This window comes from Ammoniphilus resinae (assembly GCF_017873965.1).
Lineage (GTDB): Bacteria > Bacillota > Bacilli > Aneurinibacillales > RAOX-1 > Ammoniphilus_A > Ammoniphilus_A resinae.
In genome coordinates this window covers 38,877-60,931 of the sequence record NZ_JAGGKT010000023.1, presented here as the reverse complement: position 1 = coordinate 60,931, position 22,055 = coordinate 38,877, and the positions used below count along the sequence as shown (strand labels likewise).

The window sequence follows — 22,055 nt, the reverse complement described above, 5'->3', positions numbered from 1 at the left end:
CCCTTATTTCCCGTATGTTGAAATTTAAGTATATAAAAAAATACCTGCAGATAAAACACTCTTTTTCAAGTGTCCTAACTACAGGTACCATATTAGTGAATGGTCCTTTTTTTCTATTCCCTTTCCGATCTGCTTCTCGTCATTTGCTGCCAGACCGTTCCGCTTGCGGCCTCGCCGCGCTCAATCCGTTCTGCTGCGATCTTGGCCTGCAGGCTCACTTCAAATTCGGGATCCTCCTGTGCTTCGATTAGGGCAGGCAAGGCCGTTTCATCACCAGCTTCATAAAGGAAACGAGCAGCACGCCAACGGACCAATTTACTCTTGTCGCGAAGCGCCTCGATCATCGGTTGGATTGCCGCAGGATTGCCGATATCGGATAAAGCGTCACCAGCCGTCCGCCGAACAGAAACGGATGCATCTTTTAAAGCCTTGAAAAGATAGGGCAGGACAGCTGGGTCTGCAATCATTCCTAAATAGACCGTGGCTAAACGGCGAATGGAGGACTTGGAGTCTTCCAGTGCCTTTGCTAAAACTGGGATATCTTCAACCGTCGGGTCCATCCTTTCCAGTGCCGCAAACCGTTTTTCCCAATTGGGATCATCGAGAAGGGTTGATAGCTGTTCGGAGGAGATCGTTTCGGGTTCAGTCGATTCACCTTCGATCTGGTTTAAAGCATCTTGCACTAATTTTTCCACGCGCTGTTCGTCGAAGACCGCTACTAATTCTGCCACCATTTCTTCGCCGACTTCCTCAAAAGAACCGTAGCGAACACCATATTCCTCCCATTTCCGTTCTAAAATATAGTTTTTGGAAACACTTTGTACTTTCATTACTGCATCACGATACAGATCGGGGAGACCGAAACGACGTTCTTCATTCCCGGAAAGCAGTTTGACCTGAATCGGAATTCCTTTGAAGGTTTGCACTAATACCTGAATTTCTCCAGACAAAGTACCAGGCTGTACATCTTCTGCATTAACATCTTCTGATGTCCCGCCAAATATAACACGTAAATCGGATAAAATGTTTTTCCAATCCGCCTTCGGGAACCGCTCCAAAGAGATAAAATCATTTACTTGGAAAACCCCTTTAACCCCTTCGATGGCAAGGATCTTTTTTAGTGACTCCGGGGCTTGCTCTTGCTGTTCTTTGACAAAGTTATAGGACTTCCCAGCTGGTAATGTCTCATCCACATTCAGTTTCATGGCGTTGGGGCTTGGGGTCGGTTCTATAGACAATATTTTCATTTGATTCCGCTCCTTTCTCTCTTATTCCTTATCTTAAACAAAAAAAGTAGTTTTCGTACAGGGCAAGATGTGTTTCTTTTCATGAAGGCCTATTCGGATAAGCGCCTAACACAAGGTTATTTTTCCCGTCATATCGTGGAGTAGACCTAGGGAAGGCGGTGTGAGTATGGCACCAAAGAATAAAAAAAGAGTAGTCGCAAGCCAAATGGATCCAATGGAGCACTATATGAAGATTGTCACGTCAGATACGTGTCATGCCTGTAGACAACAATGCAGCAGGGGAATCGCCTATATGGAGAAAATGTCGCAGCCAGGTGCAGTAGGGCACGGTGTACCGTGCATTCTTACAAAGGGTCATAAGGTCATTGATCAGAAATCGTATCGTAGAAGATGAAAAAAAGAGGCGTCCCCAAGGAGAAAGATTCTCCATATAATTACGGGGTAGCCTCTTTTTATTTTCCGCATAGGGAAGTATAAACTTCTTTGATCTAACCTTTGCTTATTGTACAGAATAGAATGCAGGAACTTTTTGTTCGTATTCTGTTATTTTTTCATCGTAAGCAAGGGTAATTCCGATATCATCAAGCCCCTTTAACAAACATTCGCGACGATAAGGATCAACCTCAAAGGAAATGCTCAGGCCTTCAGTGTCCGTAATGGTTTGCTCTTCCAAGTCAACGGTAAGGGCGTAACCTTCTTTGGCTTGGACGCGCTTGAACAGATCATCTACCTGCTCTTCAGAAAGCTTAATCAACAAAACACCATTTTTAAAGGAATTATTATAAAAGATATCAGCAAAGGAAGGGGCGATGATGACCCCAAAACCAAAGTCTTTAAGTGCCCATGGTGCGTGTTCGCGAGAGGAACCGCAACCAAAGTTTGCGCGGGCAAGTAAAATGTTAGCCCCTTGATAGCGAGGTTGGTTTAATGCGAATTCAGGTTTTGGCTGCTCGTTTTCGTCGAAACGCCATTCGTAAAACAAGAATTGGCCAAAACCGGATCGTTCAATCCGCTTTAAAAATTGCTTAGGAATAATCGCATCGGTATCTACATTGACGCGGTCGATCGGTGCAACAGTACTAGTAAGCTTCTTAAAGGGTTCCATTGTTTATCCACCTTTCTATTAGTTAAATTTCCAATCCCGAATATCTGTGAAGTGTCCTTTAATGGCAGCAGCAGCAGCCATTGCTGGGCTTACCAAATGGGTGCGTCCGCCACGGCCTTGACGTCCTTCAAAGTTGCGGTTAGAGGTGGAAGCACAGCGCTCACCAGAGGCAATAATATCTGGATTCATCCCTAGGCACATACTGCAGCCTGGTTCTCTCCATTCAAATCCAGCTTCAATGAAAATCTTGTCTAGTCCTTCTTCTTCCGCTTGGGTCTTTACGGCTTGTGAACCAGGTACAATCATCGCGTTCACAGTAGAGGCTACCGTATAACCTTTGGCAACCGTTGCAGCAGCACGAAGATCTTCAATCCGCCCGTTGGTACAAGAACCGATAAAGACACGGTCAATGGCAATCTCGCTCATTGGTGTACCAGGTTGTAAATCCATATACTTTATAGCATTGGCAGCCGCTTTTTGCTGGTTTAAAGTTGGTAAATCTTCAGGCGCTGGAACTGCTTTGGTGATATCCGTTCCCATCCCTGGGCTTGTTCCCCAAGTTACTTGTGGAGCAATTTCGCTCGCATGGATTTCCACTGTTTGGTCATATTCAGCACCAGGATCTGTCACTAATTGTTTCCATGCCTCAACAGCCTGGACCCACTGTTCCCCTTTTGGCGCATATCGTCTTCCTTCAAGGTAGTGGAAGGTTGTTTCATCAGGAGCAATTAATCCAGCACGGGCACCTGCTTCAATAGACATATTACATACGGTCATCCGTTCTTCCATGGTAAGCTTGCGAATGGCGTCCCCTGTATATTCGATAACATGTCCGGTTGCAAAGTCTGTACCGAATTTGGCAATCACAGCAAGGATCAAGTCTTTTGCTGTAATTCCGATAGAAAGATCTCCAACAACTTTTACTTCCATCGTTTTTGGTTTAGATTGCTGTAGACATTGGGTTGCTAATACATGCTCAACTTCACTTGTCCCAATTCCGAACGCAAGGGCACCAAATGCTCCGTGTGTCGATGTATGGCTGTCGCCACATACCACAGTTTTACCTGGTAATGTCAACCCTAACTCAGGGCCAATGATGTGTACAATCCCTTGATCCGGACTGTTCAAATCAGCGAGTGTCACGCCAAATTCCTTACAATTTTCTACAAGTGTTTCAACTTGTTGCTTGGCAATTGGATCTGTAATCGTAAAACGGTCATTAGATGTAGTAGGAATGTTGTGGTCCATGGTAGCAAAGGTTAAATCCGTTCTGCGAACCTTCCGTCCAGCTAGGCGTAGTCCTTCAAAAGCTTGGGGAGATGTTACTTCGTGGACTAGATGCAAGTCGATAAAAAGAAGGCTTGGTTTCCCTTCTTCTTGCGTGATCACATGATTATCCCAGATTTTTTCAAACATGGTTCTTGGCTTCATCTTCATGCCCCTTTCGCATTTTGTTAATACGTTTATTTTCACATTTTTATTCTATAAGGTCTAAGATATAATATCTATATATACTATAGGTTTCTCCTATAATAAGGTGGCGAATCCATTGGAAATTAGACAGTTGCAATACGTTCTTAAAGTTTCGGAAGAAAGGAACTTTTCCCGTGCTGCAGATAAGCTTCATCTTGCCCAACCATCCTTAAGCCAACAAATCATGAAGCTGGAAAAGGAACTGGGAGTGCAATTATTCGAAAGACGGCCGGGAGATATTGTGCTCACTTTTGCAGGGAAGAGATTCATCGATCAAGCATCGAAAATCCTCGATCAGGTGGAAATGTTGAAAAAGGAAATGCTTGATGTGGCGGGCATGAGAAAGGGGCAATTGGTTATTGGAAGTTTGCCGATTACTGGTGCACATGTGCTCCCCTCTGCGCTGCCCATTTTTCAACGGGAATTTCCCGGGATTGAATTGGTATTAATCGAGGAAACGACGACTAATTTAGAGATGTTAACTGCACGAGGACAAACTGATCTTAGCCTGCTTTCCATGCCGATCTCCGAACAAGGGCTGGAGATTATTCCATTGCTTGAAGAGGATATCCTACTTGCTGTTCCACCCAACCATCCATTGGCGAAACAGCAAGATGTGCGGCTTGCGGAATGCCTGGAGGAGTCTTTTATTTTTCTAAAAAAAGGACAAGGATTCCGAAAGATCTCGGAGCAGCTTTGTCATGATGCCGGTTTTGAGCCAAATGTGATTTTTGAAAGTACGAATATTGAAACCGTTCAGTCGCTGGTTGCCGCAGGCATGGGCGTCGCTTTTGTGCCCAAGATGGTGACGAGAGGATATCCGTCAAACCATCCTATTTATTTGCCGATCTCAGATTTAAAACCGACTCGAAAACTAGTAATTGGCCATAAAAAAGGAAGGTATTTGTCTAAAGCAGCCAACTCCTTTATTTCGATTATGAAAAACATTATTCTCCAGGGGGAGCAATAGTTCAACGATTTGGCGCTGTTTGGATATTTGTATATAATTAACAGGAAGACATGTTATTTAAGGGGGCCGGAAGGATGAAAGTAAAAATCGAATATTGTAATATGTGAAACTTTTTACCTTCAGCCATCAGGTTGGTGGATGAACTAATGGATGACACAAATTTCCGTTTTGATATAACAGAAATACGCTTACTTCCTAAAAGCCGCGGGATTTTTGAAGTCTATGTAGATGATCAACTCATTTATTCAAAACAAGAATTGAATCGTTTTCCGGAGAAAAAGGAGATTCCGGATCTTATTCGCAAGCTGATAAGCCTTTAAATTGGATTAGGGGGAGTTTCAATGGAAAAGTTAATGTTTATTGAAATCGGGATGGGTGTGGACTTGCATGGTCAGAACGTGACAAAGGCTGCCGTTCGCGCCGTGCAAAATGCGATTCATCATAATTCAATGCCGGGGATTCGTTCAGTTTTACCGGGGAATAGCCTTGAAAATATGAAAGTAAACGTAAAGCTCGCCGTACCTTGTGATCAGGAGAAATTGGACCTGGAACAGGTGAGAGCTGAACTTCCGTATGGTCAGGTCTCATTTGAAGTGGTGTCAGGTGGAATGCTCACGTCGAGTGGGATCGTATTGGAAGATAAGGAAGATAAGAATGATTTGGCCTATGTTGTCATTGCATCGGTGGAAGTAGGCTACTAGAAAAAATGCCGGAGATTAAACAAGCGGTCATTTTTGACATGGATAATACACTACTTCGCTCAAATATCAATTTTCCAAGGATGAAGCGTACAGTGTTTGAATTTCTTTGTTCACATGAAATGATTGCAGATGATTTTCCATGGAGTGAGCAAACTGCTTCGCAAATCATTGAAACTGGACGGAAACATTCGCAGTTCTCCATGATTGAAGGAGAGCTATGGCGCTTAATTGGTGAAATTGAAGCAGAGGGGATGGAGGGGGCTGAGCTAGAACCTTATGCTAGGGATATGCTGGCTGAACTTCAGAAGCGAGAGATACTGACTGTTGTGTTAACGAACAATGCGTATCAAGCGGCAGAAAAAGCTTTGCGGAATACAAAAGCGTTTGACTTCTTTTCTCATGTTGTTGGGCGTGAACAGATGGAAAAGCTAAAACCTTCGCCATCCGGCATCCATTTTATTTTGCGGCAATATCCCAGGGTACCGAAAGAAAAGTGGCTCTTCATTGGCGATTCATGGATTGACGGAATGGCGGCAAAACTTGCCGGGATTCGATTTTTGGCTTATCGGGCGGATCAAGGTGAATTGGCAAGGCGCGGCGTTTCCTATGTGGCAATGATCGATTCGCTTAAAGAGGTCATCGCTTGGATGGATCAAGGGTATATGCGGAATCCTAATAGGTAGGAAATCCGCTGAAAGGAAGTTAAGCTATGGACGATATTGAAAAAGAATTGGAACGCAGCCTAATGGAAACGCAACTGCCAGAACAGGATAAACAACAGGAAGCAGTAAAACGCCTCCCCCCGAAATGGGTCGTCATTTCGCCCAGCAGTTTTAACCAAGTGGCAGAAGAAACAAAAATCATTCGAAAATACGTTCCTGGCGAGAAAAAGCATAAGTATGAGCCGTAAAAACGCCCCTAGGGCGTTTTTTTTTCTGCAGGCACAATTCACGGTTCCTCCCTATCGAAAAATGACATAAAACACGTTCCTATGGTAAGATGAAGGCCAGAAAGTATTAAGAAAAATGCAGTGAGGGATTTGTTAACTATGAACAAAATCAATATAGGGATTGATATCGACGGAACCTTAACTGAATATCACTCTTTTTTACCATACCTGAATAATCTTCTAGGGACAAAAGTCACTCCCGAACAATTAACACAATATGATCTTCATGAAATCTTTGGGATGGATTACGAGGATTTTGTTGCTGTTTTTGATGAACATAGTGTACCGATCTATAAAACCTCGATTCCAAGAGTTTGTGCAAAAGAGCATTTGCAATGGTTCGATCGCCAATTCAATATTGTTTATATTACAGCCAGGTATAAGGATTATATGGAGCTTACAAAGGATTGGCTAACCACGAATGGCTTTCCCAAACGTCAACTTGTATGCACGGGATCACACGACAAGCTTCAGGCATTGCAAGAATATCAAGTTGGGCTTATGGTTGAGGATCGTCTAGAGAATGCTCTGGAGATTTGGGATAAACTACAAGTCCCAGTCTATCTGCTTGATACACCGTACAACCAGGCCAAGTTACCGGAAGGGATTGTTCGCGTTCAGGACTGGCATGACATTCGTAAGCAAATCCATCATCATTTTAAGATAAAGGAACGGTAATTATGAATATCTTATCCATGGAATCAGTGTCAAAATCATATGGTATCAAACCTCTGTTTCAGGATATTACGTTTGGAATCCAGGAAGGGGAGAAGATCGGACTGATTGGTGTTAATGGGACGGGAAAATCTACTTTTCTCAAAGTGGTAGCAGGGATTATCTCGCCTGATCAGGGACGGATTGCAGTCGGAAATCATGTGAAAATACAATATTTGCCACAAGATCCTGCATTTGAACAGGAGCAATCTGTCTTGGATTATGTCTTTGCCGGAGAAGCCAAGGTCATGAAGTTGATCCACCAATACGAGAGGATCTTGCTTGACCTCGAGAAAAATCCACAGGATGAAAACACTCAAAAAAGGCTGAACCAAATCATGCCGCAAATGGATGCAGAAGAAGCGTGGGAGCTCGAGACGCAGGCTAAAACGATTTTAACCAAACTGGGGATCACGCAGTTTGATCGGCTCGTTACAGAGTTGTCAGGGGGACAAAAAAAGCGTGTAGCCATGGCGCGAACCTTAATTCATCCAGCAGAGCTCTTAATTTTGGATGAGCCGACAAACCATATTGATCATGCCACCGTAGAGTGGTTGGAAGAATATCTGAAAAAGTATAAAGGAGCTTTGCTGTTAATTACCCATGACCGCTATTTTCTTGATCGGGTGGTGGGTCAAATTATTGAACTGGATCAGGCAGAGCTTCATGTCTATCAGGGGAATTATAGCCAGTTTCTAGATCAGAAGGCAGCACGCATCGAGCAAATGCTTGCGGCAGAAGATAAAAGGAAAAATATTTTGCGTCGCGAGATGGCCTGGCTGCGTCGAGGGGCAAAAGCCCGGACAACGAAACAAAAGGCTAGAATAGAACGGATTGAAAAGATGCAGAACAGCGGACTGCAAGTTTCCAATGAAAAGCTGGATTTCGCACCCCTTGGAGGAACTCGATTGGGGAAGAAGGTTTTGCAACTTGAGGGTGTTACCAAAAGCAATAAAGGGCGAGTGTTGATTCGGGATTTTAGCTACCTTGTTCTTCCACATGACCGGGTTGGAGTAATTGGCGAGAATGGCTGCGGCAAATCAACCCTACTCAATATGCTGGCAGGTCTGACCCAGCCAGATGAAGGGCAAATCGAACGAGGGGAAACGGTTCGAATCTCTTACTATGACCAGGAAAGCACGGAATTAGATCTTGAGATGAAAGTGATTGATTATATCAAAGAAGGGGCAGAAGTCATCTACGGTGCAGATGGTTCGGTTTTATCGGCTTCCCAGATGCTTGAGCGCTTTATGTTTCCACCGAGCATTCAATGGACGGCAATTTCCCGCTTATCAGGGGGAGAAAAGCGAAGGCTATATTTACTGCGAAAATTAATGGAGGCCCCGAATGTTTTGCTTCTCGATGAGCCGACCAATGATTTGGATATCCAAACCTTATCTATCTTGGAGGAATACTTGGAGCAATTCCAGGGGGCAGTAGTGGTCGTTTCCCACGACCGTTATTTTTTGGATCAAACTGTTGATCATCTTTTTTACTTTGCCGGTGATGGCCATCTCATCCATTTTAATGGCACATACTCGGAGTATTTGGAAAAACAGAAAGCTGATATTTCCAGACATAAAGAAGAAAAACGTGAGGAAAGGGCTGCTTCTGCTGCAGAAGTCAAGCCTACTAAGCCGAAAAAATTAAGCTTTAAGGAACAGAAGGAATACGAACAAATTGAGGAGAAAATAGCCTCCCTTGAGCAACGGTGTGCAGAACTATTGCAAACCATTGAGGAGGCTGGCAGTGATTATCAAAGGATTCAACAATTGACCGAGGAACACGAGGCGCTCACAAAAGAACTAGAGCAGACGGTTGAGCGCTGGGCGGAATTATCCGAAATTGCGGAAGGCTGATATGCCGGCTTCATCCTAGGTTAATGCCTGTAAACGTTTAGGAAGAAAAGGATGGTCCAGCAAGGCTTCACGGAACATTCCTTCTTCCTTTTTTAATAACCAGCGATAGTAGGCTTGCTTGACTGGTGTTAGAAGCAATAAGCCATCCCACAATTCTGTTCGCGCCTTGTGGTCGATTTTCATTAAAGCCTCCCTCATCGCTTTTGCTCCGGATGCTTTTGCCCCATATTGGTCCGCCAAATATTCATCTTTGCGGGAAAAGTGGTTTTCAATGAACAATTGCATCAGACGGTATAAAAATGTGAGACAAATAGCATTAAGATAAGACAGATTTCCGCTTACCACTGACATTAAAATCATGAAATATCCGGTTGTGTGTACGGGCATCATGGAAAATAAAAGTTCATCCCCCACGCGATTGACGAGTCGCATCGGAACCATCGCATCAGACCCCAGTTTAAGATGTCCAAGTTCATGACCAATGATCGCTTTTAGTTCTGCCTCAGAAAATAAATCCTTCCACTCCATCGGCAGATAAATTCTTCGGAAGACGTAGCCGGCATTCATTTTGTTCCACATGGTGACTTTAATTTCACCTAGTTTAAAATCAATGCAAACCTCTTTGACTATGCGCGCTGTATCTTCATCTGGAAAAACTTCTTTATGCACGAACATTGCTACCTGTTCGGGATTGGCCTTGCCCGAAGACAGGTCGTGCCAATGATAATGTTGCCTCATTGCCGGGTCGAGAAGCACGAGCAAGTTGTAAAAACCAGCCGTTGTTAACGCCTCCGCGGCCAAAACAATGTTTTCGATGACCATTTTGGCGTATCCGGCGGATAATACATAACGGAATGGAAGTTTTAGCATTCTGTACACCTCCTCTTCCTATAGTATGTATCTAGGCTGGTGCAAAGAAGTGCAGTTGGAGGAGTGGCTCAGCTCTCCCGCAATTTTAGCAGTGTTAACATGGATTCATCACCAAAAATGCGAATTACGCTATCCTCTAACGTGGCAACAACATCTTCTGATCCGGAAGGGAAATCCATCAGGATTTCGCTAATATCATCTGAATGATTTAGCTGAAAATGAAAAAGGCCGTCAAAACCCTGAAATTTATTTTCCGATACGGACGTTTTAACCAGTACACCATCAAATTCAGTGATGGATTCATCCTCTTCTGGATCGTCGGATTCCCATTGCACAAAAGTCACGTGAATCTCAAGATCCTGTAAATGATCCCGGAGCAAGGAAGGGATTTCTTCGGCATTCATAATTTCCATCAGTAGTCCTCCAATACATCTTTTCTTTATATGATACGCTATATTTCTTGCTATAAAGCATTCTTCCAGATAATTTTCTATGATCTTTTTAGTGGATATGGTAGAGTGAATAGTGATGAACAGAAAGTTAGCTTCTAACAAAAAGATAAAAGTGGTGGTGCATGGCGATGAATAATGAGGAGCGTAAAGATCAGAAGGAGACAAAAGCGGTTTTTTGGGCTTTTGGTTTGATTATTTTGCTTTCCATTGTTGCAATGATCTGGTTTGTACTAGCTACAGTCTAAAAATACAAGAAATGCTCATAACTTTGATGGAAAATGCCGAATAAATAGTATGAGGCTTTTCTTATTTTTATGAAAACGGAGGAAAGGACCGGAATGAGAAAGAACTACATTGTCCTGGCTTTGATCTTGGCCGCGATCTTGCTGCCCGTTGGACTTCGATGCCTATTTCCAAATTTGTATCCCTTTTTCTGGACATTCCTCATTGTACCTGCAGTTTTAGTGCCAAATTGGCGGGTAGCTGGGCTTATTTTATTTGTTCTTACCTCTATTGAGTATCTGACGGAATGGGCCTTGTATCAGGGTCAGGCTTCACAAGCATATTGGTATGCGCTAGTTGGTGGAACGGTTGTTCAGTGGATTGTTTTTAGCGTCATTACATTCTTTCATATTGAACAGCAGAAGATGGTTAAACTCTTACATAAGCAAACGCTTACAGACTCGTTAACCGGGTTGTACAATCGCCGCTATCTTGACCAATATAGAAAAAGATTAAACAAGTCCCAGGAAGCTGAAATTGGTGGCTCTTTTGTACTGATTTTGGATGTTGACCGTTTCAAAAAGATCAATGATATGTACGGGCATTTATTCGGGGATGAGATTTTGCGGCAAGTTTCCCAAATCATGAGACAAACTATTCGTTCTATGGACACCGTAATACGAATGGGCGGCGAGGAATTTGTCATTTTGATGCAAGGGATTTCATCGGAAGAAGCAAAAAGAACCGCATATTCAATCCAGAACAAAATTGGTGAAACGAGATTTATCCATAAAGACCAGGTAGTCTATATCACGGTAAGCATGGGGATGACCGCCTATTCTACAGGGGAGCATCTTGATCACTCGCTTGAAAAGGCTGACCATGCTTTGTACCAGGCAAAGATCAGTGGAAGAAACCGAATTGTGATAGCTTCTTAAGAAAGAATACGGAGCTTGGCATAACGGGAAAAATTCCCGTTATGTGATGGTTTTCCTGAAATAACGGAAATTTGTTCCGTTATTTTTTATTTTGGGGCAAAAATCTATCAAATAACGGAAATCTTTTCCGTTAATCCCACTAAGAAACAGTTAATTATAGGAAAACAGGGTCAATAGCGGAAATTTTTTCTGCTATCTAGATTACTTTACTTGTATTCTCGATAATAACTGAAAATTATTCCACTATTTCTGTTCTCCGAGAATGATCAACTGACGAAGCCGCATCATATCCGATGGCCATGGAATCTCAAACTCAAGGCTTTCACCGGTAATTGGATGGGGAAGTTGAATTCGACCGGCATGCAGAGCTTGACGGTGGATCACTTGATGTGGATTCCCTCCATATAATGAATCACTAACAAGGGGATGTCCAAGATAGCTCATATGTACACGAATCTGATGTGTCCGTCCGGTCCTCAAATTCACCTCCAAAAGGGAAATATCCTCTGCTCGATCGTACCCTAAAACCTTATAGTCGGTAACAGCCTGATCTCCACGTTCGGAAACCCTGCGTCGAGTAGGATGGTGACGGTCCCGCCCAATAGGTTGTCTAATCGTACCTATCTTTTGCTTCAATCGTCCCTGAACAAACGCAAAATAGGTCCGACCGATTAACCGCTCTCGAAGTAGACCGTCCATAATCGCTCCTGCTAGTGCATGTTTGGCAAAAATAATCCCGCCGGAGGTATCCCGATCGAGTCGATGGATATGGCGGACCTTCGTTTGCACCCCATTCATATTCCAATGAAAGGCGACACCATTGGCAAGCGTTCCTCCTTTGCCCTTTTCACTCGGATGGGTATCGATTCCACTCGGCTTATTCGCAATAAGCAAATGATCATCTTCATAAACAATCGCAAAGTCAATTGGTTCTGGCTTCACATCAAAATCTTCTTCTGTAAATAGATGAATCCAAATTCGCTCTCCTGCTTGTAAAGGCTGTTTCCATGACAGGGCATCCCCGTTTAACCGTACCCCTTTTTCCATGCGAAGTTGATGGACCAGACCCTTTGGTGCATTCCACTTGACCTTTAGCAGGTCTTCCACAGTCAAACCTTCCCAGTCCTGGGGTATTCCGATTTCCAGCCATTCACCTTTACGCTCTGCAATCATTGGATTCCTCCTGTGTTTTCGCTAGATCGATAAGCATCTCCCTTAATACAACAGCATGGTTAAATTCCACATCTTTTGCGGCAAAAAGCAGGGTGACTGGCTGAATCTTGGCATCATCAAGTAGCTGCTTTACCATTTCCCGTTTTATTGGGTTAGTAGCGAGTTCATCCAGGTAACGAATGCGAAATTCACCGTAGCGTTCCCGATCATGTCCAAACCATAGGCGTAAATCCGGGTTTGGTGCGATATCCTTCAACCAAACATCTAGGTGGGCCTGCTCTTTTTTTACTCCTCTAGGCCACAGCCGATCGACAAGGATTCTTTTTCCGTCGCGTTCGCTTGGCGGATCATAGATCCGTTTGATCTCAATCTGACTTTTTTCCATTACCACCATTTCCTCTTCCGTATTTTAAACAAACTTTACCATATCGAATGCCGCGATACCACTTTTCAGATATTGAAACCTGGCCTGTTGTGGTAAACTATATTTCAATTAATGTATCAAGTTGTTTAATAGTAGGATACATGCAGGAGGGACAAATGTTACAAGCTGGTAATTTGCAAACAATGAAAGTGGAAAGAAAGGCGCCATTCGGATATTTTCTTTCAGATGGACAGACAGAAATTCTCTTACATAACAATGAAGCAAATGGTACGATTTCGGAAGGGGATTCGGTACAAGTTTTTCTTTATATCGATCACCAGGGGAGATTGGCGGCAACGATGCAGCAACCCCATATTGTTCTAGGGGAGTTTGGATGGCTTACGGTGAAAGATGTGAATCGCCGGATGGGCGTTTTTCTTGATTTAGGAATCCATAAAGAACTTCTTCTTTCTAAAGATGACCTGCCACAGGAATGGTCAAGCTGGCCGGAAATAGGGGACCGGGTTTTTGTTGGTCTCAAGCATGATAAAAAAGGAAGGCTGCTCGCTCGATTAGGGATTGGCAAAGAATTAGAGGAACAAGCGGTAAAAGGAACAAGCAACTTAGTCAATCAAGAGGTTAGCGGGCATATTTACCGAGTCATTAATGTCGGGGCCTTTTTGTTTACAACAGAAGGATATATAGGATTTTTGCATCGGGATGAACGAACACAGCCTATCCGCTTAGGGGAGTTGATCACGGCCAGGGTAAAAAGTGTGCGTGATGATGGACATTTAAACGTCACCCAAATGGTCAGTAAAAAAGTAGGGTATGAAGAGGATTCCCAGAAAATCCTCCAGCTTTTGCAGGATCGGGGTGGCGCGATGCCTTATACAGATGAAACAGAGCCAGATATTATCCGCACGAAATTTAACATCAGCAAAGGTGCTTTTAAACGTGCCTTAGGGAAGTTGATGAAGGAGGATCTGGTCTATCAAGAAGAAGGATGGACATATCTTAAAACCAGAGGGTAATTCAGTATGTATTGTAGATTGCCGGTACACACTGTAAATGAGGTGAAGGGATATGGAACATCAATCCGCAAATGATATAACCAACGAAAACCTGAAAGAAGTCCTTCAGGAAAGCCTAGAGATGGAAAATGAACTGATGAGGCGTTACTTGATTACCGCAGAACGAGTTCATAATAATGCAGAACTGGTGATTAGGCTACGTAATTTTGCTGAGGGGAATGCCAAAAGAACCAGACAATTGCTTGATGAAATTGATCATATTTGTCAATAGAAGACTTTCCCTGATAAATCTCAGGGATTTTTCCTCGTTTTTTCAGGAATCTCCCCGATTAAAAACCATCTGCCACTCTTTTATTATAAGAGTCAGATGGTTTTTATTTTGTCCGGGGAGGATTGAATGGGATGGAACAGGTCAATCGAATTGAAATCAAAGCAAATAAGAATCCGAAAAGTGCCTTTGCTAATAAGTTTGCAAAGTCGATGTTTCTTTCTATTGTTGCTTTGGCTATTCTTGTTTACTTTGGAACAAGAGCCTTTACACATATCGATTTAAACTTGTATGGCTACATGGTCGGAACGATTGTTTTTCTTGGTGGTTTTTTCTACCGTTTTATTTCTTGGGGGGAAAGACCTCCAACAAAGATTATTTTGAAAAAGGGGATTCGCCTTTTGTTTTTAGGAACCACTCCAAAAACGGCTGTTGAACATCTTGCAACGTATCGCTTTATTTGGAACCGCGGGGTATTCCGTTGGACGCAGCACTTGTTAATTGGCTGGGGATGTGTGCTTGCTTGTATGGTGACGTTTCCCCTCGTATTTAGCTGGATGTATTTTACGATGGAGGAAAATGGATTTTACACCGTTGTGTTCTTTGGAATGGATTTGGTGAAAATTCCGGCTGAAGGCTGGATGGCTTTCTTATCCTATAATGCCTTGAATATTTCCGCAGTGATGGTTATTTCCGGAGTATCGTTGGCCTTGTACAGAAGGATTAAAAATATGCAGGCTCGAGCAGAACAGACCTTTCTTTATGATTTTCTACCGCTTTATCTGCTGCTCTTTGTCAGCATTACTGGTCTGCTGCTTACCTTTAGCAATATGGTTTTACATGGAGTGGGTCAACCGGTGATTTCCTTGATTCACCAGTTTTCTGTGATCGTCACATTAATTTACCTGCCTTTTGGGAAATTAGCCCATATTCCATTTCGTCCAATGAGTGTTTTTGCGAAAAATTACCGGCAGCATTATGGTGCTGAGGAAATGAAGAAATGCAAGGTCTGTGGTACAGGGTTCGTTTCCGTGGAACAATCCAATGATGTCATCGATGTTCTAAGTCAGAATCAAATGCAGTTCCAGATGAAAGAAGGTTTCAACCTGGCTGAACTGTGCTTGCCATGCCGGCGCAAATATCGGATTTCGCGCTTTACGGGAATTTCGACCCATGAGTTGAAGGTTAAGGAGGCTAATCAAAATGCAAAGGGATAAATTTTTCAAGGTAATAGAGAATGTGAGACATCCTAATGAAAAGTTGATAAAGACTCACTGCAGTTACTGCGGTATGCAGTGTGGGATGAACCTGCGGGTAGATACCAAAACAAATAAAATTATTGGGGTTGAGCCGCGTTACGAATGGCCGGTTACAGTTGGAAAGATGTGCCCGAAAGGGGTAACAGCTTATCAGCAGACGAACCACAAAGATCGCTTGTTACGTCCATTGATCCGAGAGGATACTTCACTGAAGGGAACGAAAGAGGGCTTTCGGGAAGCTTCATGGGATGAGGCATATGACCTGATTGCCCGGAAATTTAAGGCACTGCAAGCTGAATTTGGGAAAGATTCATTGTCTGTGTTCAGCGGTGTTTCCATGACAAATGAAAAATGCTATCTCACTGGAAAGTTTGCCCGAGTGGCCATGCAGACTCGTTATATCGATTACAATGGAAGGTTCTGTATGTCCAGTGCAGCGGGTGGGTTCTTGCGTTCATTTGGCGTCGATCGGGGTTCCACCCTTCCTTGGACAGATCTTCATGAAACGGACTGTTTATTCATTGCTGGAAGTAATACAGCAGAATGCCACCCCACTTCAATGTTTCGCGTCTGGGCAGTACAAGAACGTGGGGGTTATCTGATTGTTGCTGATCCTCGGGAAACACCGATTGCCAGAAGGGCAGACATTCATCTCGATTTGCGTCCTGGAACCGATTTGGCCTTAGCGAATGGAATTTTACATTTGCTGATTGAAAATGGATATACCGATCCAGAGTTTATTGAACAACATACGAACGGCTTTGAAGAAACGAAAGAGCTTGTTAAAGAGTTCACTCCAGAGAAAACAAGTGAGATAACCGGTGTTTCCCCTGACAAAATTATTCGTGCTGCAGAAATTTATGGGAAAGCACCAAACGCAGTGGTCATGTTTGCGAGAGGGATTGAGCAGCAAGTCAAAGGGGTAGACAACGTCTCCGCTTATACGAATCTAGCATTAGTAACAGGAAAGATTGGCAGACCTAAATGCGGTGTGGCCACCTTTACCGGTCAAGGAAATGGTCAGGGAGGTCGTGAACACGGGCAAAAATCGGATTTATTGCCTGGGTATCGGAAACTTACCAACCCGAAACATGTTGAAGAGGTTTGCCAGGTATGGGGGATTACCCCTGAAGAAATGCCAAAACCCGGTGTTTCCGCTTACGAAATGATCGAGTTGATGATGAACAAGACGATCAAGGGGCTTTATCTTTTGTGCTCTAATCCAGCTGTATCTGCGCCAAACCAAAATTTTGTGCGTGCAGCCTTTAAGAATTTGGATTTTATGGTCTGTGCAGACTTCTACCTCTCCGAATCAGCTGAATACGCTGATGTGGTCTTGCCAGCAGTAACTTGGTCCGAGGACGAAGGAACGGTGACAAATCTAGAGGGTCGAATTATTAAGATTAATAAAGCACAGGAACCACTTGGGGAATCAAAACCCGATTGGCAAATTCAAGTGGAGCTTGCAGAGCGTTTGGGAAGAGGACAATATTTCCGCCACTTGAAGACAGCCCGAGATGTGGCGGATGAATTCCGCCTGGCTTCGAAAGGCGGATATGCCGACTACTATGGTGCCACCTGGGATAAAATTGAGAAACAAGATGGCGTCTTTTGGCCTTGTAAGGACGAGAAAGATCCCGGAACGCCCCATATGTTCCTAGATAAGAAATTTTATCATCCGGATGGAAAAGCAAAAATTTGTGCCTTACCGTACCGGCCACCAGCTGAGGAACCTTGTGAACAATATCCTTTGCGCTTGACAACAGGCCGCGTGGTGTACCACTACTTATCCGGGAACCAAACGAGAAGGATTCCATTCCTAAGGGATATGTGCCCGGAACCTTATGTAGAGGTTCATCCGGAAACAGCCAAGCGATACGGGATTGAACATGAAGAAGTTGTCAGATTGTATACACGTCGTGGGGAAAGTTTTTATAAAGTAAAAATCACCGAAGCGATTCGCAAGGATACGGTTTTTGTTCCCTATCACTTTGGCCATGAGAAATCTATTAATCTATTAACCAATGCGGCCCTGGATCCAATATCCCGGATGCCTGAATTCAAGGCTTGTGCTGCGGAAATTGAGAGGATCGCTGTGAGGGAGGTACGTTAGATGAAGCAGGTTTTATATATTGAAATGGATAATTGCATAGGCTGCCGCTCCTGTTTGGCAGCCTGTACACAGTGTGGGGGACATGAACAACGGAACAGAAACTATGTGCTTGATGTAAACCCGTTAGTCAATCGGCAGACGATTCCTTTAATGTGTTTTCACTGTGTGAACCCTGCTTGTGCCCGCAGCTGCCCAGCCCAGGCGATTCAAATTCATGAATCAGGAGCCGTCTTATCTGCCCTGGTTGAAAAATGCATAGGCTGTCAGAACTGTACGATTGCTTGCCCCTATGGGATTCCGAAATTCGATGAAGAGCAAAACCTAATGTACAAATGTGATTTATGTATTGATCGGACAAAAGACGGGATTCCGCCCATGTGTGCCAGTGTTTGCCCAACCAATACCCTGCAATGGATTACGGAGGAAGAATTAAGCAGGAAGAAAGAACAGCATCAATTGGATAATGGAAAATGGATGGCTAGCATGCCCTTTATGGAAGGGGAAACAAATGTCAAGATGAACCTGCCAGGCATTCTTCAGGGGAAGGTAAAGCTATTCTAGGAGGAGGTTGGAAAAATGGAAAATGAAAAAAACGGTCGAATTCCTTTTGATGAGGATAATTATACCCACAATATCTCAAAAAATAATGAGCGGAGTATAGATCGTAGATCTTTTATGAAGACATTGGCTGGCGCTGCAGGATTATTTGCAGTTTCCACCCTCCCTTGGGGAGCGGTTGCTGCTAAGGAATTAATGGGGCTTAATAATAAAAAATATCCAGAATTGGAGATTGCGAAGTTAAATCAAGTCGCCGTTGGTGATGCGGTGGAATTTGCCTACCCGGGTGAGCACGATTCGGCTCTGTTGGTGCGGTTAGGTGAAAACGAATTTAAGGCTTACCAAAATGCTTGTACACATCTTCGCTGCCCTGTTTTTTGGAGTAAGGAACGAGATCAGTTGGTTTGTCCTTGTCATCATGGATTTTTTGATGTGAAGTCCGGGGAGCCGACAGCGGGACCACCGAGAAGGGCGCTGCCTGAAATTGTGATAAAAGTGGATGGCGGTTCGATTTATGCAGTAGGGGTGAAGCGTTATGAAGCGTAGTTATCGTGGGGTATTGTGGTTATGCCTGATTTTATTTTTTAATATTGTAATCACACAAGCTACGGTCCATCAATATTATTTCGAGAATTACGGGATTACACTCCTCCTGGCAGGCTTGAACGTGGTGCTTTTCCCAATTGCGATCTGGATTTATAAACGGCACAAAAACGTGGGGGCGAACCCAAATGAAAAGTGAATGTTTCTTTGATTTCTGTTTCATTTGCCCGCCCCTTGCGGAACAAGAAAATTTAAAAGATGCTGTTGAGGATGAACTATTTAGCCTGTTCGGGGAATCTTTGCATTGGTACATCGATTGGAGAAAAAATGAAGAATATGAAATCGTCGTAGCGGAAGTAAGAGGAATGGAAAAATGGCGCTCTGAAGAAGAGGTTATATCTTTTCTTGAGACGCGTGCCCATCCAGAATTTTGGCAATGGCTGCAAGGGTATCGTTTGCAGGTATATCCTAATCAAGCGAGAGAAAAGGGGTGTGGTGGCTGTGGCTGTCACTAGTATGGAAGCACTTAAGGAATATAAAGGGTGCCCGATCGAGGTGAAAATCCTGGATTTGGAGGATCAGCCGACGGCTCCCACCTTCCAAAAGACTTTATGGGATGTTTGCCTATGTCCGGATACAACACATATCCGCTTTCATTTTGATGAGACAACCTTTATCGCTGTGCCAATTCATAGTAAAATAGAGTGGACTTACCCGATTTATTATGCTGTAGATACCGAGTCAAACTTAAGTTATCAGATAAAAGTGCTAGAAAGATAAAGGAAGGGGTTCCGAATGGAGCAATTGCATGGGATTGTTTTGGCAGGCGGGCAAAGCCGGAGGATGAAGGAACCGAAGGAACTGCTCCTTCTTCATAACGAACCTGTTCTTCTTTTGATTTGTAGGCAGCTACTTGCAGTATGTGAAAGGGTTACGGTTGTGACCGCAGATCCTTCTCCTTATAGCTTTTTGCCTTCAATGGTTCGTTTTGCAAAGGATATTTATCAAAATTGCGGTCCAGTTGGCGGAATCCATGCCGGAATGGAAAAATCGAATTATCCGTTGCAGTTTGTTATTGCCTGCGACTATCCCTTTGTCAGGACAAAGACGATTATGAAAATGGTCCAATGCTTGGAACAGGATCCTTCTCGCGATGGGGTTGTGCCAATAGCAAATGAGAAGCTTCACCCTCTTTATGCTTTATATCGCCGCAGAACGCAAGCTTCTTTTGAACAAATTGTAAAGTCGGGTCGCAGGAGGATGATGGATGTTATCGAAGAATTGAACATCAAAACCTTTACCCAAAACGACCCTTACGAATTTTTAAACATGAATACCCCTGTTGAATATGCCAGGGCGCAACACGCCATCAATATGAATTTGATAGATTAAGGGCGGTGTAGATTCAGAATTTTCCGCGAATACGCCTTTTCAAACGGTACGTGGGAAAATGAAAACCAGCAGAACCCCCTTCTTCAGCGTTGCCCTCTGATTCGCCGCGATTCGTTTCGGCATGCTGTACCTTCTCTTCGTAATACATCCACATCACGAGAATGAAGCTCGCTAGCGCGACTTCCGACAAGGCCATAAATCCAATTGCATAGTGACCCGTCAGGTTGAATACGATGGTGAGGAGCAGTGGCGGGAAGAAACCTCCAAGCCCTCCCATGGCAGCAACAATCCCGTTCACGATTCCTGCCTGTTTAGAGAAGTAAAGGGGAACTAATTTGAAAATAACCCCGTTTCCCACCCCTGCACAGAATGCAACCGTCAAACATCCGACCGTATAGAGAAACAGCGAAAGTGTAAACGACAAGAGAACCCCTGCAACAGTCAGTCCTGCAAAGACAAGCATGAGCAGTTTAAACGGATTAAATCGATCCCCTAACCATCCCCCGATCGGTCGCATCAAGGTGGCCAGAGTGATAAAGCCAGCGGTGCGAAGCCCTGCATCTACTTTTGCCAATTGAAAGTGGGAGACGAGAAAGTTTGGTAAATAAATCGTAAAGGCAACAAAGGATCCGAATGTAAGGAAATAAAAGATACAAATGAACCACAGCTTTTGGCTTTTATAGACCTGTGAGACTTGTTCTTTTAGCGATGCAACCACACGTGGTTCATGACGATCCCCAAAGAAAAAATTGAGCAGTGCGAAGGCAGCGAGAAGGATAAGGTAAAGTCTAACTGTGGTAACCCACCCCAATTGGTTGGCAAGAACAGGTGCTAAAAAGGCGGTGATTGCGGTCCCAATATTGCCTGCCCCATAAATCCCATTGATAAAACCGTGCTTCTCACTAGGATAATACTTGGGCAGTGAGGTGACCCCGATAGAGAAGATTGCTCCGCCAATCCCAACAAATAACCCTCCTATTAGCAAATCAATAAAAGAGTCAGCTATACTAATGTAATAAACAGGAAATAAAAGGAATACAAAGCTAATCGCAAACATAACCCTTCCCCCGTATCGATTGGTCCAAAAACCAAAGGGGATACGCAAGAGTGATCCTAAAATGACCGGAATCGAGGAGATCCAAGTGATCTGATTGGGTGTCAAGGCAATATCATCTTGGATAAAGGGCATCAGGGAAGAAAGAATGACCCAAACCATAAACCCTATAACCAAGCTTGTCGTTTGAATCGTTAATTGTGAATTTCCTGAATGCATGTTCTTACTCCTTTCTAATGGATAAATGAAGACGGCTTTTTTAATGTGCCCATTTTCCTAGAAAAAACAAAAGGTGCTTAGAAGATGAAGACAGCTTTTTGGAATACAAACAGTAGGTTTCAGTCCGAATCTAGGTCTGATTCGGACTCAGAGAGGAGCAAACAGTGGGTTTAAGTCCGAATCCAGGTCTGATTCAGACTCAGAGTGGAGCAAACAGTGGTTTCAGTCCGAATCCACGCCTGATTCAGACTCAGAGTGGAGCAAATAGAGGGTTTCAGTCCGAATCCAGGTCTGATTTGGACTCAAAATGGAGCAAACAGAGGATATCAGTCCAAATCCTCGCTTAACTCTTTGTGGATCATTTCATAGGATCGTAGCTGGATAATGTTTAGTGAAATATAGTGTACAGCCTGATCAAAGTTTAATAGCGGGATGTTGATTTGTTTCTTAAAGTCGGAATGTGTGCTGTATATTGTACAGGTCATTGTCCCTGAATTTAACATAACTTCTTTATAAAATGGATACTCACATGTATTGAATACTTCTTTCACATCAATAAGCGTCATATTAACCACTCT

General features: G+C 43.6%; 27 protein-coding genes and 1 pseudogene. 19 read left to right on the top strand and 9 right to left on the bottom strand.

Translation table 11 applies throughout. The features are described 5' to 3' along the window. Positions 1-113 precede the first annotated feature (113 nt). Positions 114-1,247 (bottom strand): conserved virulence factor C family protein, encoded by a 1,134-nt coding sequence (locus J2Z37_RS22600; RefSeq protein WP_209812597.1) that lies wholly within the window; start codon positions 1,245-1,247, stop codon positions 114-116. Between the two features lie 166 nt (positions 1,248-1,413). On the opposite strand from J2Z37_RS22600, the gene J2Z37_RS22595 reads away from it, so the two are divergent. Beyond that, a complete protein-coding gene (locus J2Z37_RS22595) occupies positions 1,414-1,641 on the top strand; it encodes a hypothetical protein (protein ID WP_209812596.1) in 228 nt (75 codons plus the stop codon). A gap of 105 nt (positions 1,642-1,746) precedes the next feature. Here J2Z37_RS22595 and leuD read toward each other — a convergent pair whose 3' ends face one another. Further along, positions 1,747-2,352, bottom strand: a complete 606-nt coding sequence (gene leuD / locus J2Z37_RS22590) for a 3-isopropylmalate dehydratase small subunit (RefSeq protein WP_209812595.1) — start codon at positions 2,350-2,352, stop codon at positions 1,747-1,749. A gap of 18 nt (positions 2,353-2,370) precedes the next feature. Beyond that, positions 2,371-3,783, bottom strand: a complete 1,413-nt coding sequence (leuC, locus tag J2Z37_RS22585; protein WP_209812594.1) for a 3-isopropylmalate dehydratase large subunit — start codon at positions 3,781-3,783, stop codon at positions 2,371-2,373. Between the two features lie 118 nt (positions 3,784-3,901). Here leuC and J2Z37_RS22580 point away from each other — a divergent pair, with 118 nt between their 5' ends. The 7 genes from J2Z37_RS22580 to J2Z37_RS22550 all read left to right on the top strand — a co-directional run bounded on the left by J2Z37_RS22580 (position 3,902) and on the right by J2Z37_RS22550 (position 9,018). Then, positions 3,902-4,795 carry a LysR family transcriptional regulator gene (locus J2Z37_RS22580; RefSeq protein WP_209812593.1) on the top strand — a complete coding sequence of 298 codons (894 nt, stop codon included), beginning with the start codon at positions 3,902-3,904 and terminating at the stop codon, positions 4,793-4,795. A gap of 125 nt (positions 4,796-4,920) precedes the next feature. Then, positions 4,921-5,115, top strand: a complete 195-nt coding sequence (locus tag J2Z37_RS22575; RefSeq protein ID WP_342453869.1) for a SelT/SelW/SelH family protein — start codon at positions 4,921-4,923, stop codon at positions 5,113-5,115. A gap of 21 nt (positions 5,116-5,136) precedes the next feature. After that, positions 5,137-5,496 carry a Lin0512 family protein gene (locus J2Z37_RS22570; protein ID WP_209812591.1) on the top strand — a complete coding sequence of 120 codons (360 nt, stop codon included), beginning with the start codon at positions 5,137-5,139 and terminating at the stop codon, positions 5,494-5,496. A 5-nt stretch (positions 5,497-5,501) separates the two neighbouring features. Further along, positions 5,502-6,179, top strand: a complete 678-nt coding sequence (locus J2Z37_RS22565) for an HAD family hydrolase (protein WP_209812590.1) — start codon at positions 5,502-5,504, stop codon at positions 6,177-6,179. Between the two features lie 26 nt (positions 6,180-6,205). After that, positions 6,206-6,406, top strand: coding sequence for a hypothetical protein (locus J2Z37_RS22560; RefSeq protein ID WP_209812589.1), 201 nt, complete (start codon positions 6,206-6,208; stop codon positions 6,404-6,406). Between the two features lie 138 nt (positions 6,407-6,544). Beyond that, positions 6,545-7,123 (top strand): hypothetical protein, encoded by a 579-nt coding sequence (locus J2Z37_RS22555; protein ID WP_209812588.1) that lies wholly within the window; start codon positions 6,545-6,547, stop codon positions 7,121-7,123. A gap of 2 nt (positions 7,124-7,125) precedes the next feature. Continuing rightward, positions 7,126-9,018, top strand: a complete 1,893-nt coding sequence (locus J2Z37_RS22550) for an ABC-F family ATP-binding cassette domain-containing protein (RefSeq protein WP_209812587.1) — start codon at positions 7,126-7,128, stop codon at positions 9,016-9,018. Between the two features lie 15 nt (positions 9,019-9,033). Here the strand turns inward: J2Z37_RS22550 and J2Z37_RS22545 are convergent, their stop codons facing one another. Further along, positions 9,034-9,888 carry a M48 family metallopeptidase gene (locus tag J2Z37_RS22545; protein ID WP_209812586.1) on the bottom strand — a complete coding sequence of 285 codons (855 nt, stop codon included), beginning with the start codon at positions 9,886-9,888 and terminating at the stop codon, positions 9,034-9,036. 68 nt (positions 9,889-9,956) lie between these two features. Continuing rightward, positions 9,957-10,301, bottom strand: coding sequence for a hypothetical protein (locus J2Z37_RS22540; protein WP_209812585.1), 345 nt, complete (start codon positions 10,299-10,301; stop codon positions 9,957-9,959). Between the two features lie 377 nt (positions 10,302-10,678). Here J2Z37_RS22540 and J2Z37_RS22535 point away from each other — a divergent pair, with 377 nt between their 5' ends. Next, positions 10,679-11,500, top strand: coding sequence for a GGDEF domain-containing protein (locus J2Z37_RS22535; RefSeq protein ID WP_209812584.1), 822 nt, complete (start codon positions 10,679-10,681; stop codon positions 11,498-11,500). 243 nt (positions 11,501-11,743) lie between these two features. Here J2Z37_RS22535 and J2Z37_RS22530 read toward each other — a convergent pair whose 3' ends face one another. Together J2Z37_RS22530 and J2Z37_RS22525 are read right to left on the bottom strand one after the other, a co-directional pair. Continuing rightward, positions 11,744-12,673, bottom strand: coding sequence for an RluA family pseudouridine synthase (locus J2Z37_RS22530; RefSeq protein WP_209812583.1), 930 nt, complete (start codon positions 12,671-12,673; stop codon positions 11,744-11,746). Further along, positions 12,657-13,058, bottom strand: coding sequence for a DUF488 domain-containing protein (locus tag J2Z37_RS22525; RefSeq protein ID WP_209812582.1), 402 nt, complete (start codon positions 13,056-13,058; stop codon positions 12,657-12,659). The genes J2Z37_RS22530 and J2Z37_RS22525 overlap by 17 nt, the downstream gene beginning before the upstream one ends. Positions 13,059-13,213: 155 nt before the next feature. Here J2Z37_RS22525 and J2Z37_RS22520 point away from each other — a divergent pair, with 155 nt between their 5' ends. The 10 genes from J2Z37_RS22520 to J2Z37_RS22475 all read left to right on the top strand — a co-directional run bounded on the left by J2Z37_RS22520 (position 13,214) and on the right by J2Z37_RS22475 (position 20,204). Next, the gene (locus J2Z37_RS22520; protein WP_245204135.1) at positions 13,214-14,071 is read left to right on the top strand and encodes a CvfB family protein; all 858 of its coding nucleotides are present in this window, start codon (positions 13,214-13,216) and stop codon (positions 14,069-14,071) included. Between the two features lie 52 nt (positions 14,072-14,123). Beyond that, positions 14,124-14,342: a hypothetical protein gene (locus tag J2Z37_RS22515; RefSeq protein WP_209812581.1), complete on the top strand. Its 219-nt coding sequence runs from the start codon at positions 14,124-14,126 to the stop codon at positions 14,340-14,342. A gap of 131 nt (positions 14,343-14,473) precedes the next feature. Then, positions 14,474-15,556 (top strand): hypothetical protein, encoded by a 1,083-nt coding sequence (locus J2Z37_RS22510; RefSeq protein ID WP_209812580.1) that lies wholly within the window; start codon positions 14,474-14,476, stop codon positions 15,554-15,556. Continuing rightward, on the top strand, positions 15,543-17,711 hold the full coding sequence (locus tag J2Z37_RS22505) for a molybdopterin oxidoreductase family protein (RefSeq protein ID WP_209812579.1): 2,169 nt from the start codon (positions 15,543-15,545) through the stop codon (positions 17,709-17,711). Before J2Z37_RS22510 ends, J2Z37_RS22505 begins: the two co-directional genes overlap by 14 nt. Beyond that, positions 17,712-18,272, top strand: a complete 561-nt coding sequence (locus J2Z37_RS22500; protein WP_209812578.1) for a 4Fe-4S dicluster domain-containing protein — start codon at positions 17,712-17,714, stop codon at positions 18,270-18,272. Between the two features lie 15 nt (positions 18,273-18,287). Further along, the gene (locus tag J2Z37_RS22495; RefSeq protein ID WP_209812577.1) at positions 18,288-18,815 is read left to right on the top strand and encodes a Rieske 2Fe-2S domain-containing protein; all 528 of its coding nucleotides are present in this window, start codon (positions 18,288-18,290) and stop codon (positions 18,813-18,815) included. Beyond that, entirely contained in the window at positions 18,805-19,011 is a 207-nt protein-coding gene (locus J2Z37_RS22490) for a hypothetical protein (RefSeq protein WP_209812576.1), read from the top strand. The genes J2Z37_RS22495 and J2Z37_RS22490 overlap by 11 nt, the downstream gene beginning before the upstream one ends. Continuing rightward, complete coding sequence (locus J2Z37_RS22485; protein ID WP_209812575.1) at positions 19,001-19,327, top strand: hypothetical protein; 327 nt, start codon at positions 19,001-19,003, stop codon at positions 19,325-19,327. Before J2Z37_RS22490 ends, J2Z37_RS22485 begins: the two co-directional genes overlap by 11 nt. Continuing rightward, positions 19,314-19,592 carry a hypothetical protein gene (locus J2Z37_RS22480; RefSeq protein WP_209812574.1) on the top strand — a complete coding sequence of 93 codons (279 nt, stop codon included), beginning with the start codon at positions 19,314-19,316 and terminating at the stop codon, positions 19,590-19,592. The genes J2Z37_RS22485 and J2Z37_RS22480 overlap by 14 nt, the downstream gene beginning before the upstream one ends. Before the next feature lie 15 nt (positions 19,593-19,607). Beyond that, complete coding sequence (locus tag J2Z37_RS22475) at positions 19,608-20,204, top strand: molybdenum cofactor guanylyltransferase (protein WP_209812573.1); 597 nt, start codon at positions 19,608-19,610, stop codon at positions 20,202-20,204. 109 nt (positions 20,205-20,313) lie between these two features. On the opposite strand, the pseudogene J2Z37_RS22470 reads toward J2Z37_RS22475, so the two are convergent. Together J2Z37_RS22470 and J2Z37_RS22465 are read right to left on the bottom strand one after the other, a co-directional pair. After that, positions 20,314-21,477, bottom strand: a pseudogene (locus tag J2Z37_RS22470) (nitrate/nitrite transporter); the annotation flags it as partial. Between the two features lie 326 nt (positions 21,478-21,803). Further along, positions 21,804-22,043 (bottom strand): hypothetical protein, encoded by a 240-nt coding sequence (locus J2Z37_RS22465; protein WP_209812571.1) that lies wholly within the window; start codon positions 22,041-22,043, stop codon positions 21,804-21,806. Positions 22,044-22,055 lie beyond the last annotated feature (12 nt).